General features: G+C 44.2%; 12 protein-coding genes and 1 pseudogene. 11 read left to right on the top strand and 2 right to left on the bottom strand.

Annotation, left to right across the window (positions count from 1 at the left end):
• From BM265_RS16305 to BM265_RS16260, 9 genes are all read left to right on the top strand, one after another.
• Positions 1 to 1,119, top strand: coding sequence for a 3-hydroxyacyl-CoA dehydrogenase family protein (locus tag BM265_RS16305; protein ID WP_074963054.1), 1,119 nt, complete (start codon positions 1 to 3; stop codon positions 1,117 to 1,119).
• A 36-nt stretch (positions 1,120 to 1,155) separates the two neighbouring features.
• Entirely contained in the window at positions 1,156 to 2,364 is a 1,209-nt protein-coding gene (locus BM265_RS16300) for a beta-ketoacyl-[acyl-carrier-protein] synthase family protein (RefSeq protein ID WP_074963053.1), read from the top strand.
• Between the two features lie 32 nt (positions 2,365 to 2,396).
• Entirely contained in the window at positions 2,397 to 2,735 is a 339-nt protein-coding gene (locus BM265_RS16295) for a phenylpyruvate tautomerase MIF-related protein (RefSeq protein WP_242940878.1), read from the top strand.
• Positions 2,736 to 2,750: 15 nt separating this feature from the next.
• On the top strand, positions 2,751 to 3,875 hold the full coding sequence (locus tag BM265_RS16290) for an alpha/beta hydrolase (RefSeq protein ID WP_074963051.1): 1,125 nt from the start codon (positions 2,751 to 2,753) through the stop codon (positions 3,873 to 3,875).
• Positions 3,872 to 5,431 (top strand): class I adenylate-forming enzyme family protein, encoded by a 1,560-nt coding sequence (locus tag BM265_RS16285; protein WP_074963050.1) that lies wholly within the window; start codon positions 3,872 to 3,874, stop codon positions 5,429 to 5,431. Before BM265_RS16290 ends, BM265_RS16285 begins: the two co-directional genes overlap by 4 nt.
• 2 nt (positions 5,432 to 5,433) lie before the next feature.
• The gene (locus BM265_RS16280; protein ID WP_074963049.1) at positions 5,434 to 5,685 is read left to right on the top strand and encodes an acyl carrier protein; all 252 of its coding nucleotides are present in this window, start codon (positions 5,434 to 5,436) and stop codon (positions 5,683 to 5,685) included.
• Position 5,686: 1 nt separating this feature from the next.
• Positions 5,687 to 6,397, top strand: a complete 711-nt coding sequence (locus BM265_RS16275) for a thioesterase II family protein (RefSeq protein WP_074963048.1) — start codon at positions 5,687 to 5,689, stop codon at positions 6,395 to 6,397.
• 248 nt (positions 6,398 to 6,645) lie between these two features.
• Positions 6,646 to 7,143, top strand: a complete 498-nt coding sequence (locus tag BM265_RS16270) for a hypothetical protein (RefSeq protein WP_074963047.1) — start codon at positions 6,646 to 6,648, stop codon at positions 7,141 to 7,143.
• 173 nt (positions 7,144 to 7,316) lie between these two features.
• Complete coding sequence (locus BM265_RS16260; RefSeq protein ID WP_074963045.1) at positions 7,317 to 8,198, top strand: alpha/beta hydrolase; 882 nt, start codon at positions 7,317 to 7,319, stop codon at positions 8,196 to 8,198.
• A 100-nt stretch (positions 8,199 to 8,298) separates the two neighbouring features.
• Here the strand turns inward: BM265_RS16260 and BM265_RS16255 are convergent, their stop codons facing one another.
• Complete coding sequence (locus BM265_RS16255) at positions 8,299 to 9,669, bottom strand: MATE family efflux transporter (RefSeq protein ID WP_074963044.1); 1,371 nt, start codon at positions 9,667 to 9,669, stop codon at positions 8,299 to 8,301.
• Positions 9,670 to 10,361: 692 nt separating this feature from the next.
• A complete protein-coding gene (locus BM265_RS16250) occupies positions 10,362 to 11,873 on the bottom strand; it encodes a dockerin type I repeat-containing protein (protein ID WP_074963043.1) in 1,512 nt (503 codons plus the stop codon).
• A 549-nt stretch (positions 11,874 to 12,422) separates the two neighbouring features.
• On the opposite strand from BM265_RS16250, the gene BM265_RS16245 reads away from it, so the two are divergent.
• Entirely contained in the window at positions 12,423 to 17,030 is a 4,608-nt protein-coding gene (locus BM265_RS16245; protein WP_074963042.1) for a glycoside hydrolase family 2 TIM barrel-domain containing protein, read from the top strand.
• Between the two features lie 177 nt (positions 17,031 to 17,207).
• Positions 17,208 to 17,403, top strand: a pseudogene (locus BM265_RS16240) (hypothetical protein); the annotation flags it as partial.

Below are 17,403 nucleotides of genomic sequence, written 5' to 3'. Positions count from 1 at the left end.
ATGAATATCGCAATTGCAGGATTCGGAAAAATGGGAAAAGACATCTTCTCCTTTTTCTTCGATAACCTGAAGAATGCTGGATTTACGATACTTGTCCGTTCCGGTGCAGAAGAATATACTGCCGATGTAGTAAAGACCCTTGATAAACAACTTCGGCGTAAGAAGCTGACTCAGGAGGAGTATGAAGCTAAAAAGTCGGCATTCAGGTTCACTTGTGATCCGTCTGACCTTGTTGGCTGTGATGCGGTGATCGAGACTATCACGGAGAACCTTGAAGCAAAGAATCTGCTTTTCAGGAATATAGCAGACATAGTTTCGGATAATTGCAAGCTTATGACTAACACTTCCTCGCTGAACATAGAAAAGGTATTCGAGGGTGTTTCAAACCCGCAGCGATGCATGGGTATGCACTTTTTCTACCCTGTCAAGCTGTCGGAATTTGTGGAGCTTAACCTTTTGGATAATACTTCAGATGAAGCGATGCAGTTTGCCGAAAGCCTTGTGAATGACTGCGGACGCAGGTGTATCCGATTTAACGGGGATTATCATGTGTACCTTAATCAGATCCTTTCCGCAATGGTTTCCCACGGCATATATCTTTGTGAATATTTTCATACTTCCGTTCAGGCACTTTCGGATTCATTGAAAAATATGTACGCCTTAGCAGGTGTATTTGATATACTCGACAGCGTCGGACTTGGACTTATGGCTGAAAATCAGAGAAATTTACGCTTGGAGCGCAATAAGCAGCTTCTCGGATACGGCTGTGATAAGATGAAATACTGGCTCAGTCAGGGGTGCCCTGATAGTTCACGGAGTTTCCTTGGCTTTATCAGCAGTCAGGAGCAGGGAAGTGTCGGAATCTGCGATGATGCACCGATCTATATGGCTGCATTTATCCTTGCTGAAACTTCTTTCGCACTTGAAGAATCAGGGATCAGACCCGATCTTCTACTCGAAGCGGTAAGCAGCACTCTCGGCACAGCCGATACTCTGCCTGATATGTACAGAAAATACGGTGCGGAAAAGCTTGTATCTGCACTGGATAAACTTTATGAGAAGACAGGTTTTGAATCTTACAGATATGATTCGGATCTATTGGAAAAATATTATTCGTGATCCCACAGGGGAGAGCAATGAAAGAGGTGTAGTGGAATGAAAAAAGTAGTTATAACAGGTCTTGGCGCTGTAACAGCACTTGGAAACAATGTCCGGGATTACTGGAATGCGCTGATCGAAGGTAAAAGCGGTATGCGGACTATCACCCGTGTACCAGCAGAAAACCATGATACAACAGTTGCAGCCGAAGTTGATGACTCATTTGAGGAGGTAGCTTCAAAGTACTGGAAAAAACGTATGCTCAGCGCAACTACCAAAGCAGTAAGAATGGGACTTGCCTCCGCGGGCGAAGCTATTGAGGACTGCGGTGCTGATTTCGCTGCCCTTGATCGTTCAAAGATAGGCATTATCTTCGGCCTTGCAGATAATACCTACGAGGGCGTTGAGCAAGAGAATAAGTCACACATAACTCTGAAGCGTATGCAGAGTGAGATACCGGCTATGATAGCGATCAAGCACAATATCACAGGACCATCCTTCAATATGAGTACTGCCTGCGCCTCATCAGGATATGCGCTAGCTCTCGGTAAGCACCTTATCCAATCAGGGCTCTGCGATATGATTATAGTCGGCGGACTTTCCTATGTGGTCAATGACGCAGTGCTTGAGGGATTCAACCAGCTTCTTGCAATGTCCGTTAATCCTGACCCTGATAAGGCGAGTCGGCCTTTCACTAAAAACCGTGACGGCTTCATCATGGGAGAGGGCGGAGGCACGATAGTTCTGGAATCTGAGGAACACGCCAGGTCAAGAGAAGCTAAGGTATACTGCGAACTTGCAGGTGCTTCTATAAGCTGTGAGGCAAGCAGCCTTACTGCTCCTCAGGCAGACGGTGCGGGTATGGCGTACTCCATGAGATGCGCTCTTGAAGATGCAGGTATCGCTCCTGATGAAGTTGGGTACATCAATGCCCACGGCACTTCCACTACTCTCAATGATCTTTATGAAACTATGGCGATAAAGCAGGTCTTTGGCGAAAAAGCTTATGATATCCCTGTTTCTTCCATAAAAGCTGCTATCGGTCATACACTCGCCGGCTGCGGAGTACTTGAGGGTATCGCCTGCGTCAAGGCTATCGAGGAAGGTGTACTTCCCCCTACAGTTCATTTCGATGAACCCGATCCGCAGCTTGACCTGAACTACATACCCAATACCGCACTTAAAAAGGATATCAACGTTGCCGTATCAAATGCATTCGGATTTGGCGGTCATGATGCGACACTCGTTTTCAGAAAATTCAACTGAGAGAGGACTGTATATAAATGCCTATTGCACAGATGAAAACCAATTTAAAAATGAATGATGTTTCTAAAAAGGAATTCCTTAATGATGTTGCTGAGGAAATGGCAAAGCTTCTGAAAAAGCCTCTTCCTGCTGTAATGGTCATGCTGGACGACTGCCCTATGTGCATGAACAGATCTGAAGATACAGTAGTTTTCTCGGAATTCCGCTACGTTATGCCACGGGAATTCACAGATAATAAGAGCGGATTCCTGAAACAATTTGCTGATACTATGCTGGCAGTGATACAGAAACATACAAAGGTCGATCCTTACCGTATATATATGCAGTTTACTGAAATGGATCGGCAGAGCGCTTGGCGCTATACAGAATAAGAAAGGGATGACAATATGAAGTGGTCTATCAGAGAACTTCTTAACCCTGTGGTCACAAGATCAATGCTTTATGGAAGTGACCCCTTTGACACTGAGTACGTTCTGAAAAGAGTGGACGAGATAGATGTAATGAGCGGAAAGAAAATACAGGCTGTATGGCTTGGTGAATGGGAAAAGAAGATCACTCACTACGCAGAACTCCGTGATCAGAATGAGGCTAAGGGAAACAGGATCTCGGCTAGAGCATACGCTAAAATGGTGGCTCAGTGCTGGTATGCATGCTATATGGTAAATATCCAGGACTTAGAGCAGAAGGTCTCCATATATAATAACCTTGCCGAAAGTTACAGAAAATACACCGAACTTTGCGATAACAAGATAGAGTACGTTGAGATAGATACTGCTTTCGGAAAGCTTCCTGCTTATATCCATTATCCCGACGACGGCAGCAAGGAAAGCTATCCCATCGCAATTACATACTCCGGCATCGGAAGCTGCAAGGAGGAGCTGGATATGCTGGCAATGCCCCTGAATGAACGCGGCGTTGCGGTCATCACCCCTGATATGCCCGGTACAGGCGGCGCTGTTATCTGGAATAATGTGAAGTGCGGCGGAGATGAACTTGAAGCGGCTTTCGATGGGATATACAAGTTCATTGAAAATCGCAGTGAACTGGATAGCAGCCGTATTGCTAACTTCGGTCTGTGCATGGGCGGTGGTTACGCTATCAGAGCAACTGCCAAGAATCCAGACGTTAAATGCTGTGTAGCATTGTTTCCGCTAATGATATGCTATTGCAAGCTTGATTCCGTTCCGATATGGATGAAGAAAGGCAAGTGGACTTCTTATCAGACAAATGATGATTATATGGAAACAATGAACGTTCTCTCAGAGGGCACTCTCAGCTCAGATTTCTTCCTTGTTCACAGTGACTACGATAACTGGATGACCCACGAGGCAAATGATATCCTATACAGTAAGGCTACAGGTTACAAGGAACGGCTTGAAGTTACCGAAAGACCTGCTTATGTTTCCGAGGAAACTATCATGCACGCAATGCCTGTCGGTGAGCAGTTCCATTGGGTAAAGCATATCACCGCTGATTTCATAGCGCAAAGACTTACAGGAGAGACTAAATGAGCAAGAATTTCTTTGATTACTACAGCAAATACGCTCAGGAGACACCCGACAAGGTACTTCTGAGAATAGATGAGAATACACTGACATACAGACAGTTTATGGAGAAAACTGCCGTTTTCGGTTCAGCACTTAAAAAGCTGGGCATTGGTGTTGATGATAAGGTAGGTCTGGTAATGCCTAACAGCATTGAATGGTATATCGCATTCTGGTCAGCTGTAAGGATAGGCGCTCAGCCCGTTCCGATAGATCCTCAGAGCGGTTCGCTGGAGCTTTCCAGGCTTATCCCGTCCACAACAGTCAAAGTGCTGTTCGTGTCTGAAAAATACAGAACCAATCATATAATCAATGCAGTGGAGCAGATCATTCCGAGTGAGTTCCGAATTTCAGAGGTCATATGCTTTGCACCTGAGAGCGCGGTCCCGAAAAATGAGTGCTACATAAGCGCCGATAAGTTCGCCGCGGAATTCGGTGAGGCTGACTGCGATATATATCAGCCTGAGTACCTTCACACCATGTCTCTTGCCTGCACTTCCGGAAGCACAGGCAATCCAAAGATACTTGCCGTACCTTCAGGCGGATTTCTATCCACTCAGAAAGATATGGGCGATTATCTGGAATTCAAGTCCGATGACGTTATGATGCTTGGCATGACCCTCTATCATCAGGGAGGATTCGGAATGGGTCTGCAAATGGCACTCAAGGGCGGAACTGTAATGTATCAGCCTCAGTTCAATCCAATCTCTTTCCTGGAAACTGTTCAGAAATATAAGGTCAATATCATTCAGCTCACTTCCACATTGGCTAAGGTGCTGCTTTCAACTCCAGATTTTGAAAAGTACGATCTTTCATCTGTTCGCATATGCTACTTTGCAGGCGAAGTTCTTCCAAAGGAGATCGCTGATACATTTGTAAAAAAACTGAATATCCGTGTAATAAATATAATCGGTTCTTCAGAGACCTGTACTATGGTCGTATGGGATTCTGCCAAGGACGGTGACACTGACCCAAGTGATTTCAAGAAACTTTACTTCACCGACTACCGTGTTATTGACGCAAACAAGAATGACGTCGCTGAAGGCGAAACAGGCGAACTGTGTGTATATACCGACGGTGTTATCACTGAGTATTTCGGAAATCCAGAACTGTCTGCTGAAAAGATACTGACCGATCAGCAGGGCAGAAGATGGTTCTGCACAGGAGACCTGGTGAATAAGCTTCCCAGTGGTGTAGTCCGCTTTGCAGGACGCAGCAAGCGTATAATCAAACGAGGCGGAAACCTCGTCCATGCGGAAGAAGTTGAAGCCTGCCTTCTCACTCATCCAATGATCGCCGCAGCAGCTGTAACTGATGAGCCGCACCCGATTATCGGTCAGCAAATAGTTGCCTATATTCAGCCAAAGGGCGACGAAAAGATAACAAGAGGCGAACTGGCACGATATTTTGACGGAAAACTATCTGCATACAAAGTGCCTGACAAAGTAGTACTTGTAGAAGAGATACCAAAGGACATCGGTAAGATACAGTTTAAATATCTTAGAAAAAAGGAGTATAAATAATTATGAATAATCTTGATTGGGACGAATTCAGACAAGTAGTTTCCGACTATGTTGGCATCAACGCTGCGGAGATAACAAGGGATACTGACGTTTTCGATGATCTGTACCTTGATTCTCTCGGACTGTTCGGACTTGGTTCACATATTACAGATACATATAAGCTGAATGTTGCACTTTCATTGGTAGCATCTATCAGTAGGGTAGGGGAGTTCTTCGACCTGCTCAACGAAAAGGGTACACCTGTTGAGGAATAGTATGACACTTTTCTTTTTCCCGCACGCAGGCGGTTCAGCAAAGAGTTATGCATCATTCAAACGCTTCCTTCCAAAAGATCTTAACGTTGTCACTATGGAACTTTCAGGACGTTTTACCCGTTCTGACAAACCCATGCTGCACGATATCGAGTCATGTATCAGTGAGCTTTTTGACAGTAACGAAAAACTTGCGGAACTTCTTACAGAAGGTGATTACGCTGTATTTGGTCACAGCATGGGAACAGTCCTTGCCACCGAATTTGTAAAACAGATACGGGAAAAGGGTTATCCCGCGCCGATCCACATATTTCTGTCAGGAAAAAATGCTCCTGATGAAGATCTTCACTGTTTCGGCGATATCGACAAGGTCAGCGATACGGAGATAATCAAGTTCTTTAACCATAACAGCATGACTTCCTCACCGGTGATACAGGATGAGGAACTCGTTGCACAGCTTAACAGGATCCTTTGCAATGATGTGCGTATGGCTGAGAAGTACTGTGTTACTCCGAAGCAGGTACAGTTTGGCTGTGATATAACTGCGATATACGGCACTGATGACAACATGCTGAAAAATGCCGACATGAATGGCTGGGGAAGGTATACCGACAAAAGCTGTGAAGTTGTATCATTCAGCGGCGGACATTTCTACTATATCCCGCATAAAGAGGAAGTCTGCAAACTTATCTGCAAAAAACTCGGACTTAATTAGATCGTATTATTACTGATCCTATTAAAATCACTATATACGCTCAAAATCACGGTAAAAACTTTAATTACCGCACATATCTTCTGTCAAAAGTAAAAAAGCGGAGCAGTCGGTACAATAAACAACAAAACTCGGAGCAGGAATAATTTTACGGAAATATCATTGAATGAATTATTCTTAGCACTTCTCTTGAAATTTCAAGAGAAATATGATATAATCAAATATAGATATGAAAATATTAAGGAGACAACATGAGAAAATCAGTATTACTAACAGCCATTCTCATCATATTTGTAATATGTGAGTTGTTTGCATTTTCTGCTGCTAAAGATTGTAAGCAGACGGAAAAAGATTCAAACGAAAATTACACTGAGTATGAAGCGGCTCCCGATGATTATATTGTAACTACTGGAACGATAACCGACATAATCGAAGCGGGTACTGTTCCTGAAGAACAGCCGCTGGCAGGCGGAACAGATTACCGTATGTGTATCATAAAATTTGAAACATCTGACGGAAGGTCATTCACAGACTTCTTTTTTCCGTCGGATTCAAAAAAAGATAAAGTCGGCAGGAACGTGGAAATAGCTTATAAGCCAGTCGAAGACTCTATGGTTAATACTGTCATTGCCACAAGAACAGAGTATATCCCGAATACTATCCCTATAAGAAATAATCTGATATTGCGGATAGTTTTCGGAGTCGGTATAGCTGTTTCGCTGGTGTTGAATCTTCGTGCTAAGAGCTAAAACTCAAAAAGCACTAATTGCCGCACATTCTTGCGCCGATGATCGTGCTCACATGGCGATGTGGAACGGGGCTGAGTTCCGAAGCCGGAATACTAGAATATATTTTTTTAATAGGGTGGCTGAGAAGATCACCTTATTTTTGTATAAGAAAAAAATATTAAGGAGGTACTGACATGACAGACGTTAACGAAAAATCAAGGATTTTCCGTGAGATGTGTCTCAAAGCCGACACTGAGCGCGACAAGGGGCTCACAACGCCTGAGGATATCAAACGCTTTGATGATATCCCCTACGGTGCGGACGAAAAGTGGCAGATACTTGATGTTTACCGTCCGAAGTCTCACGAGGGCGAAAAGCTTCCTGTCATCGTGAGCATTCACGGCGGCGGCTGGGTGTACGGCAGCAAAGAGATCTATCAGTTTTACTGCATGGATCTGGCGCAGCGCGGTTTCGCCGTGGTGAATTTTACATACCGCCTTGCCCCCGAAAACCGTTTCCCCGCTTCGCTGGAAGACACGAACACCGTGTTCGCGTGGGTGAAGGACAACGCGGAAAAGTACGGCTTTGATCTGAGCAATGTTTTCGCGGTGGGCGATTCCGCAGGCGCATTCTGCTTGTCGGTATACGCCTGCATACTCACAAACCCCGCACTTGCATCGGATTTCGGAAAGTTTTTTGCTCCCGCGGACGTTGAGCTCAAAGGCGTAGGTCTCAACTGTGGCTTGTTTACCACCACGGACTACGACGAGAGCCTTGAAGCCTACATTCCTGAAGACCTCACCGAACACGCCGAAGCCCTTCGTATGCTTGATGCGGTTTCCTACATCACACCCGCTTTCCCGCCTGCTTACATTCTCACAGGAAACGCCGACTTCCTCGTAGATGCCCCCGCGGTGCTCACGTCTGTGCTGGATAAGAACAGCGTGAAGTATGAGTTTAAAGTCTACGGCACCAAGGAGAGTCCACTATTTCACGTCTTCCACTGTGATATCAAGACCGAAGCAGCCAGACAAGCCAATGACGACGAGTGCGGGTTCTTCCGCGGGCTTATTTGATTGGAGCGTAGTGATCGTATTTAAAAAGCACTCAGTGTTGTCAGCGAACATAATACAATAACCCATAGTTTCTGTATTGAATTGAAACTATGGGTTATTTTTATCGATTTGCTAAAACAATATTATTTAGGTCTATCTCCTTTTTATCAGGTTCTTTCAGCTGTTTGCAGCTTACAAGACCCCATATAAGCACAGGTGCCATGAAAACCCACGATATGGGTTCAGCTATAATAATAGCCTTGTAACCTATCTTTGGTGCAAGCCAGAAAGATACGATGATCTTTCCTACAAGTTCGATAAAGCTTGACAATGTCGGCATAAGTTTGATCTTGACACTTTGCAGCGAGTGCCTGAATACGAATATTATACCGAGAACGAAATAGAACGGCATATTGAAATGAGTGTACTGACAAGCTGTATTGATTATATATTCTTTGTGCAGACCTGTTATTGCCTGTACGAAGAAAGGTGTGCCGATATATACTGCTATGATAACCAATACGCTCCATATCCAGGTCAGCATGGTGGCGCTGAAAAAGCCCTTGCGAACTCTTGAGTATTTTCCGGCACCGTAGTTCTGTCCTGAGAAGTTTGATGCTGCGCCGCCGAATGCCATCATAGGCATCATGCACATTTCACTTATCTTTCTTGCAGCAATATGAGCATTTATGGTATCGGTTCCCAGGTCGTTGATAGCGCCCTGCATGATAAGGGAGCCTAGACCTACCATCGAATTCATAAGACCCATAGAGCATCCCGAAGAGTACATCTCCCTTGCAAATTCGCGTGAGAATTGAAAATGTTTAGCTGAGGGTATAAGGAACGGGTACTTTTTTTTCATGTATATAAAGCAGGCTACAGCTGACAGTCCCGAGGTGATAAGTGTAGCAGCAGCAGCACCCCTTATTCCGAATCCGAGACCTTTGACAAACAGTATATCAAGGAATATATTTGCAAATGCCGAGAATATAAGGAATACCAGTGGCATAACGGTGTCACCGATAGCACGCATTATGGAAGCCTGAGCATTATAGCTGAGTATTATACCCATTCCGCCGAGTATCAGTGATATATAACTTTTTGCATCTTTGTATATATCGGATTTTACATTGATAGCGTGCAGAAGCGGATCGAGGAACACAAGGCTCAGTATAGTAAGCACTATACAGGTCACTCCTCCGAGTACTAATGTTGCTGCAACTGTTTGTTTCAGTTTTTCGTTGTCTTTTGCACCGAATGCACGTGCGGCAGACAAACTGAATCCGCCTGTCAGTCCGTGCATGAATCCGATTATGACAGTATTTACCGAAGACGTAGCCCCGACAGCAGCCAGTGCTTTGTCCCCGAGATACTGTCCGACTATTCTTGTGTCTGCCAGATTGTAAAACTGCTGGAATACACTTCCAAGCAGCATTGGTATGGCAAACATCAGCAACAGCCGCATAGGGTTGCCTTTTGTCAGATCCTTCATTTTCTTTTTTACCTCACAATACTATCCTTTTATAATTATCATTGAAAAAGTATATCATCAATGACATTCATTTACAACAGGCATATGATGATATATTATTAACTTTTCGTAAAACACAAAAACAATCCATGATAAATTAGATAATCAGGAAAATCTTCATTATATCCACCGGAAGTGAATATCGCGACGTGATTTTTTGACATTTAAATAAGGCAGAGGTGTCAATACCTTTTCTGCCCTATAAAGATTATATCATATATGCTATTGAAAAAGTGTAATATATTCTCATAAAAATAGTATAAAACTATAATTTTGCAGCTTTATCAGAAAGCTTCCATTTATTGACATGATGAATTGTACAATATCTAAAATATAGCGTAAAATGGCGCTTTTGCTCGTGCTGCAAATTGATATGAAATTATTTATATGATATAATTTTTAACGAAGTATTATTAGTATGAATCGATATATGAATGAAACAAAAGGAGAAATTTTTATCATATTAAGCAAGATGTACAAACAAATTTCGGCAAGTGCAGAAGACTTAACAGACTGCTTTATTATCACACAAAAATAAACAGGACAGCAATTTTTTATGGTTGCTGTCCTGCTTTTTGCATATAGGATTATAGCCGATCTGTATCCAGATAAATATTTATCTGGATGTTATAAACAATGCACTGATACTTTTATTATAGTGGCTTCTTGCCCTTTACGGCTGCTGCTACCCTTACGAGATCCGTAATGTTGACTTTTCCGTCATTGTTTATGTCAGCGCGTTTGAAACTATCATCTCCCAGTAACTTTTTGCCCTTAATATGTGCAGCGACTTTTATAATGTCTGAAATGTTAACCTTACCATCGAAGTTCACATCACCGAGCATGGAAGACTTGGAACATATTCTGAAATCGAAAGACTGGATATCCTGTGTGTTCTTTAAAGTGAATCTGCTGTTTAATATGCTATAATCTTCTTTGAGGTCGTTACGGTCTATCTCGACAGTGTACTCTCCCGGTGCAAGATTATATATGCAGTATCTCTTTGTTGGGTACTCAAAGTAAGAATGTATCTTATCAACTGTCTCCGGGAATTTCATATATTTCATAGATCCTCCGCCACCGCCGCCGGTGTTGTAGCTATAGTTGTATTCCATGGAGGCATTAGGCTCATCGTCTTTTAACCATATATAAATATATCCGTCCTTATCAGGGATAGATGCCGATACTGCCGCGCCGCTGTGGTAGAGTGCCGAAAAGCATGCCACAGACTGGTCGCCGCGCATATCGATGTGATAGGTTCTTTCAAAGAACTGGTTGTCCCATGTCAGGCTCTCATCACAGAAACCGGGAAAAGCGTCAAGGAATTTTATCTTTATCTTGTTGTACTTAGTTTCGTGGTCGTATACCGTCAGATAGTCTCCGCCGCCGTTTCCGCCTGCGGCATAAACATAGTGCCTGCCTGCGTCTGCATTGAATGTGACTCTCTTGCCTGCATTTTCATACATATACATCGGATAGAACATATTGCTGTAATCGCTGGTCAGACCCTCATCCCTGCCCGAAAGCCGCAGACTTGAATAGGTATCCTTCAAATCAACAAATTTGCTGTCCACATCGACAAATACTTTGTTTGCGGGTACTGTTACGGTATCGACTACCTCAAATCCCGAGGTATCTCTTCTGATTCGGTAGTAGTCTTTGTCAAGACTTAAATAATAATCATTATCAGAATACTTAGGCATATGCTTCGTACCCTCAAAGTTCACGTAATAAAGGTCATCTATGGGGTCGTTCTCCGAATAGTCTTCCAGATAATACGGTTCAATAGCTTGGAGGGTGTGATTGGTCATTTTGCTTGACATATCTGCTGCAGTCTTTACAGTAGAAAAATCAAGGGTATGATCTTCCCATATAGTTGTTACATAAGCGTGTCTTGTATTATTTGTAAGGTCGTTGACCATACCTGACCTTGCTACCTGTTTACCGTCCTTGTCTCTTATTATCAGAGGGATATCGTTTGCATTTTCCAGCTCATCGCTCACGATATCATACTGCATATACGGCTTGTTGACACGAACATTTATTGTCCTTGCTGGATTAGAGACATCATGATCAACAGCTGATGAGGGTATGACCGCTGTACCCGCAGCAAATACTGAGACTGCCAGAAAAGCAGTCAGCATTCTAAACTTTTTAGATATCATAGTATACCTCCATATCCAATTTTGGGGTCTGTTCAGCAAAATACGGGAACATTAAGTTATTCCAACTATATCGGAAATATTATAGCACAAAAACGATTCTTTGTCAATATAATTAACAAAATCAGCGGCGCTGTATGTAAAATTTTACGATTCTTGTACAGTGTTCATGGTTATATTCGATAGATGAAATCAGCTGAGGGGATGCATACATGGAAATATATCAGACAGGAGATAAATGTATGCAGTAAAAAATGAAATCGGACTATCACTTTTAATCATCACCCAAAATTTCCAAAGGATATTACTTTACAAAAGTTAATTGTTTCAACTTTTGACACTGATTTTGTGCATAATTCATGTAAATTTCCACCTTTTCTTCATTTTTTTAGTTGCATTAACGCTTGATTTTATGTACAATAATAGTGGAATATAATGGGTTTTATATATGTTTCTTTAGATCAGGTAAAACTATTTAATGCAACCATGAGCCTAAGACGGCAAATATACTGATATCTGACGTCTAAAGGTTCAAAATATAAGGAGGTATATATGAGAAAAAAGATCACAACTTTCGTGGCAGCACTTATGCTGACCCAGTCATTGAACGGTATCTCTCCGCAGAAAGCCGCTGCGGCAGGTGTGTCCTTCACTCACAAGGAATGGACGGGTCAGTCTGGTGCAGAGGACGTTTTCGCTGTGAACCGTGAAGCGGCATCCGTGAATCCCGTCCCATTTCAGGACGACACTTCCGCTGTAAACGCCGTATGGAACTACAACGACCGTGAAAAGTCTGACTATCTCCAGATGCTTACGGGCGAAAACGAGGACTGGGAACTGAACGTTGTACAGAACGACGATCAGGCTGCTCCATACCGCTGGGGCGGCTTCATGAATGCTAACTACACGGGAAAGAACGGCGATGGCTGGAAGTCTGTTCAGCTGCCGAAAAGCTGGACTGCTCTGGGATTTGACCACTCGATATATACAAATATCAGCCAGCCGTGGCAGAGCGACTATGACCCTTGGGTAACCTGTCCGTCAGCCCCTACGAAGTACAATCCTGTGGGACTATACCGCAAGAAGTTCACTCTCGACAGCTCAATGAAGGGAAGCGGAAGACGTATCTACATCCAGTTTGATGGCGTAGAATCCGCTTATTACGTATACATCAACGGCAAGGAAGTGGGCTACAGCGAGGACACCTTCAGCCCTCACCGTTTTGATATCACCGACTACCTTACCGACGGCGAGAACATACTCGCTGTTGAAGTTCATAAATTCTGTGACGGTACATGGTTCGAGGATCAGGACATGATATACGACGGCGGTATCTTCCGTGATGTTTTCCTTGTCAGCGCTCCAGATGTGCAGATAAGCGACTATACCGTCCGCACAGACCTTGACGACTACTATAAGAATGCCGAATTGCAGCTGAGTATCGACGTAAGGAACCTAACAGGTTATTCAAAGAGCGGCTGGACTCTGGAAGCTGCTGCCTTTGACGAAGCAGGAAACAATATCCTCAGCGGCGCAAATACATCCGTGTATAATCTCGGCGCAGGGAGAACAGGCACATACTCCATCAATACAAAGGTAACCGCGCCGAAACTCTGGTCTTCGGAAACTCCTAATATATACGCACTTGTCATAACTCTCAAAGACGATAGGGGAAATGTACAGGAAAAAGTCTCCACTCAGCTAGGATTCCGTGAGATAGGCTTTACTTCCACAACTGTTGACGGCTCATACAACGTCACCACAAAACAATGGCAACCCATAACTATCAACGGCAAGCGTCTTCTGCTGAAAGGCGTGAACCGTCACGATTCCGATCCCTTCTACGGAAAGGCAGTTCCTCAGAAGACAATGGAAGAAGACGTTCGCCTCATGCAGAAATACAACATCAATGCCATACGCACATCCCACTACAGCAATGATTCCTATCTCTACTGGCTGTGCAACAAGTACGGTATGTACATGATGGGCGAGACCAATATGGAATGTCACGCTCTTCAGGATGGCAAGTACAATGATTCTAAGGCTCTGTTCTACGAATTGGCTATGGACAGAACTGAGACTGCCTACGAGCGTTTGAAAAACAATCCTGCTATTGTAGCATGGTCCATCGGAAACGAAATGGGCTACACTACTAATCCAAGCGATGCAGGCGGTATGTTCAGGGATATGATATGGTATTTCAAGAAAAATGACCCTACACGTCCCGTTCACAGTGAAGGACAGCACTTCGGTATGGGTGTTGACATGGGAAGTGATATGTATCCCGGTTCGGACGTTATCCGCTATAACGCAGGTGCAGGAAAGATGCCCTATGTAATGTGCGAATACGACCACGCTATGGGCAACTCCCTAGGCGCACTCAAGGAGTACTGGGACAATATAAGAAGCGCTGATAATATGCTTGGCGGCTTCATCTGGGACTGGGTAGACCAGTCAAGAGCGGTAGCACTTCCTAACGGCGGCTGGGATTACTACTCTCAGAGCTACGCACATAAGAACCTCTACTCCGATGAAAGCAAGGGTAAGTTCTTCGGCTACGGCGGTGACTGGGGTGACAAGCCTAACGACAACAGCTTCTGCGAGAACGGTATCATCAGCCCTGACAGGACCCCTCAGCCCGAGGCTGACGAGGTAAGATATCAGTACCAAAGCTTCTGGTTCTCTGCAAATGCCAGTCAGCTTGCCAATAATACAGTATCAGTATACAACGAGAACAACTTCCTTGATCTCAGCAATTTCACCGTTGAGTGGAAGCTTCTGAAAAACGGTTCTGCTATAGATGGCGGTACTGTCAAGAACGCTCAGTGTGCTCCTCTGACAAAGGGAACTATCACTGTACCCTTCAAGCTACCCGCAAATTACCTCTCAGGCGACGAATTCATACTTGATATATCGGTAAAGACCAAGAAGTCTACAGATCTTCTTCCGTCAGGTACCGAGGTGGCATATGAGCAGATAAAACTCGATTCGGCAGGCAGCTCCGCTAAATACGACGGCGGCGATGCAGTTCTTACCATAGTTGATATCGGCAGCGCATACGTTCCTACCAACGACCATAATGACTTTAACTTTATGATAAACAAGTCCACAGGTCTTATTGAGATGTATTCCTACAAGGGCTCGCTTCTCATAGAAAACGGTCCTACCCCAAATTTCTGGCGCGGCAACGTTGAAAACGATACAGGCTGGGGTGCCAAAAACCTCTTTGACAGCACATGGAGAAATGCTATGTACGGCGCAAAGGTCACAGGCATGGAAACAGGCGATGCAGCTGACGGAGCCAAGACCGTTACCTCACACCTTGAACTTCCCAATGCAGGCGGCACAAAGGTGGATATCGTATATACCATCTACCCCGATGGACGTGTGAACTGCGACTTCAATGTTGATGCAACAAAATCAGGCCTTGGAAACTTCATCCGTGTGGGCTCAATGATGACCCTTCCCGAGGGTTCGGAGCAGCTCTCATGGTACGGCAATAAGACCGAGAGCTTTAATGACCGTAAATCAGGCGGACGTCAGGGAGTATGGGAGAGTACTGTTTCAGAGCAGTATTTCCCCTATCTCAAAGCAGATGACTGCGGAAATCTGACCGATGTCAAGTGGATATCCGTGGGTAACAAGAATAACAAGTCAAGCCTTCTTATCGCTGCAAACGGCACAGTGGAAGCAAGTGCTCTCCACTTTTATCCCGAAGACCTCCAGAAGGCTGACCACGTATACAAGCTTTCACCGAGAAAGGAGACTGTCCTCAGCATTGACTACGGTTCAATGGGTACAGGAAGCGCTACCTGCGGACAGGCTACACTTGAAAAGTACCGTCTGCCTTCAAGCAGAACTTACAGTTGGAGCTATACTATCATTCCCGTAGCCACAGATACAAGCAGCAGCTCCTTGTCTGACACCGCAGCAAAGCTCCGCTCAAACGGTGTAAGCATACAGGACAAGAGCTCTCATGCACTGACTATCCCCGTAAAATCTCCTTCAGTACTTAAGTCCACATCATCGGGCAATGCAGTATCAGGCTCGATTTCAATACCCTCATCCAACAGTATCGGAAGTTCCCTTGAAGGCAAGCACTCATTCACTGTAGAAGCTGAATTCGTCCCCACAGGTAATCCCGAATTCAACATGATTGCAAGCAAGGGCGATTACTCTTTCGGACTCAGAACAGAAAAAGGTTATCTTTACTTCTTTGTATATGCAGGCGGAGCATGGCGTTCAGTTTCTTACCAAACAGGTACTGATTCATCATCAGGATGGATCGGAAAGAAGCATCAGATGGCAGGTATCTACGATGCAGATAATGATACCATAAAGGTATACTGCGACGGAAAGATACTGGCAGAAAAGAGCACTGGCACCACTGCCGGAATAGCATCGTCTTCGTATGACCTTACAATGGGTGCCTGCCCCGAAACAGGACGTACCTCCATGGCAGACTTTTATGAATTCCGTGTATACAGCAAGGCACTCAGCGAAAGGGAGCTTGCTTCACAGAATACTTCCTTACCTGCATACGGTCCCGACAGCAAGTATGTTCAGCTCTGGCTGGATTTCGATAATGTAGTTCAGCCTGTCATCCCTAATCCAACTGTTTCTTATGTACCCGGCGACGGTGCTGTCAAGCTCTCCTGGACTAAGGTCGAGGGGGCAGAAAAGTACGGTATTGCCGGTTTGGTAAACGGAAAGTGGCAGATGCTGTATAAGACAACAGGTACATCATATACGCTGAATAACCTCACAGCAGGTACGAACTATAAAGTATCTGTCATTGCGATGTTCAATGGTCAGTGGAACATGGATCTAAGCAACGCGATAACTGTTACACCCAATAAAGCAACAGTCAACGTAAACACAACTACATATCCCACAAACATCAAAGTCGAATACAGCAAGGAATATCACCAGGTAAAATTTTCATGGGACAAGGTTAAGGGCGCTGACAGATACGGCATCGCAGTTTATCTGGCAGGAAAGTGGAGAGTTCAGGCGCAGAACATAACCACCACTACATACACATCTCCCAAAAATCTAGCTCCGGGCAAGACATACTGGGTAGCTATAGCAGCAAGAGTAAACGGCAAATGGGATACCGCAAACGCTATCAAATATGCCGGTACTGTTACTATAAAATGATCAGCTGAAATTTGTCTGACCAAATAAACGCAAACGGGCTGTTGCAGCCCCAACAAAGAAAAAGAGCCTGGCACAGTGCCAAGCTCTTCTTTTTGTGGTATAATATAATTGCAAAAACCATTAAACCAACGAAAGGATTGTACCACAAAAATGAGAAATTGTCAAGTGCGTCTTAACATGAATTATGAGATCTACATCGAAGAAAGCTCACCTGTCAGAGTATTGAGCAATGTTATAGATGAGATCTATCAAAAAGAAGAATACACGATAGTAAGCAAGTGGAATGGCGCCATACCCGAGGATATCATGATGAAGATACTCATCTACGGGTACATGAACGACTCTTTTTCAAGCCGTAAGATTGAACAGCTCT

The sequence above is a fragment of the Hominimerdicola alba genome, assembly GCF_900112155.1.
Taxonomy (GTDB): Bacteria; Bacillota; Clostridia; order Oscillospirales; family Ruminococcaceae; genus Hominimerdicola; species Hominimerdicola alba_D.
Note: the sequence above shows the minus strand (reverse complement) of the source record. Positions and strands in the feature narration are given on the sequence as shown.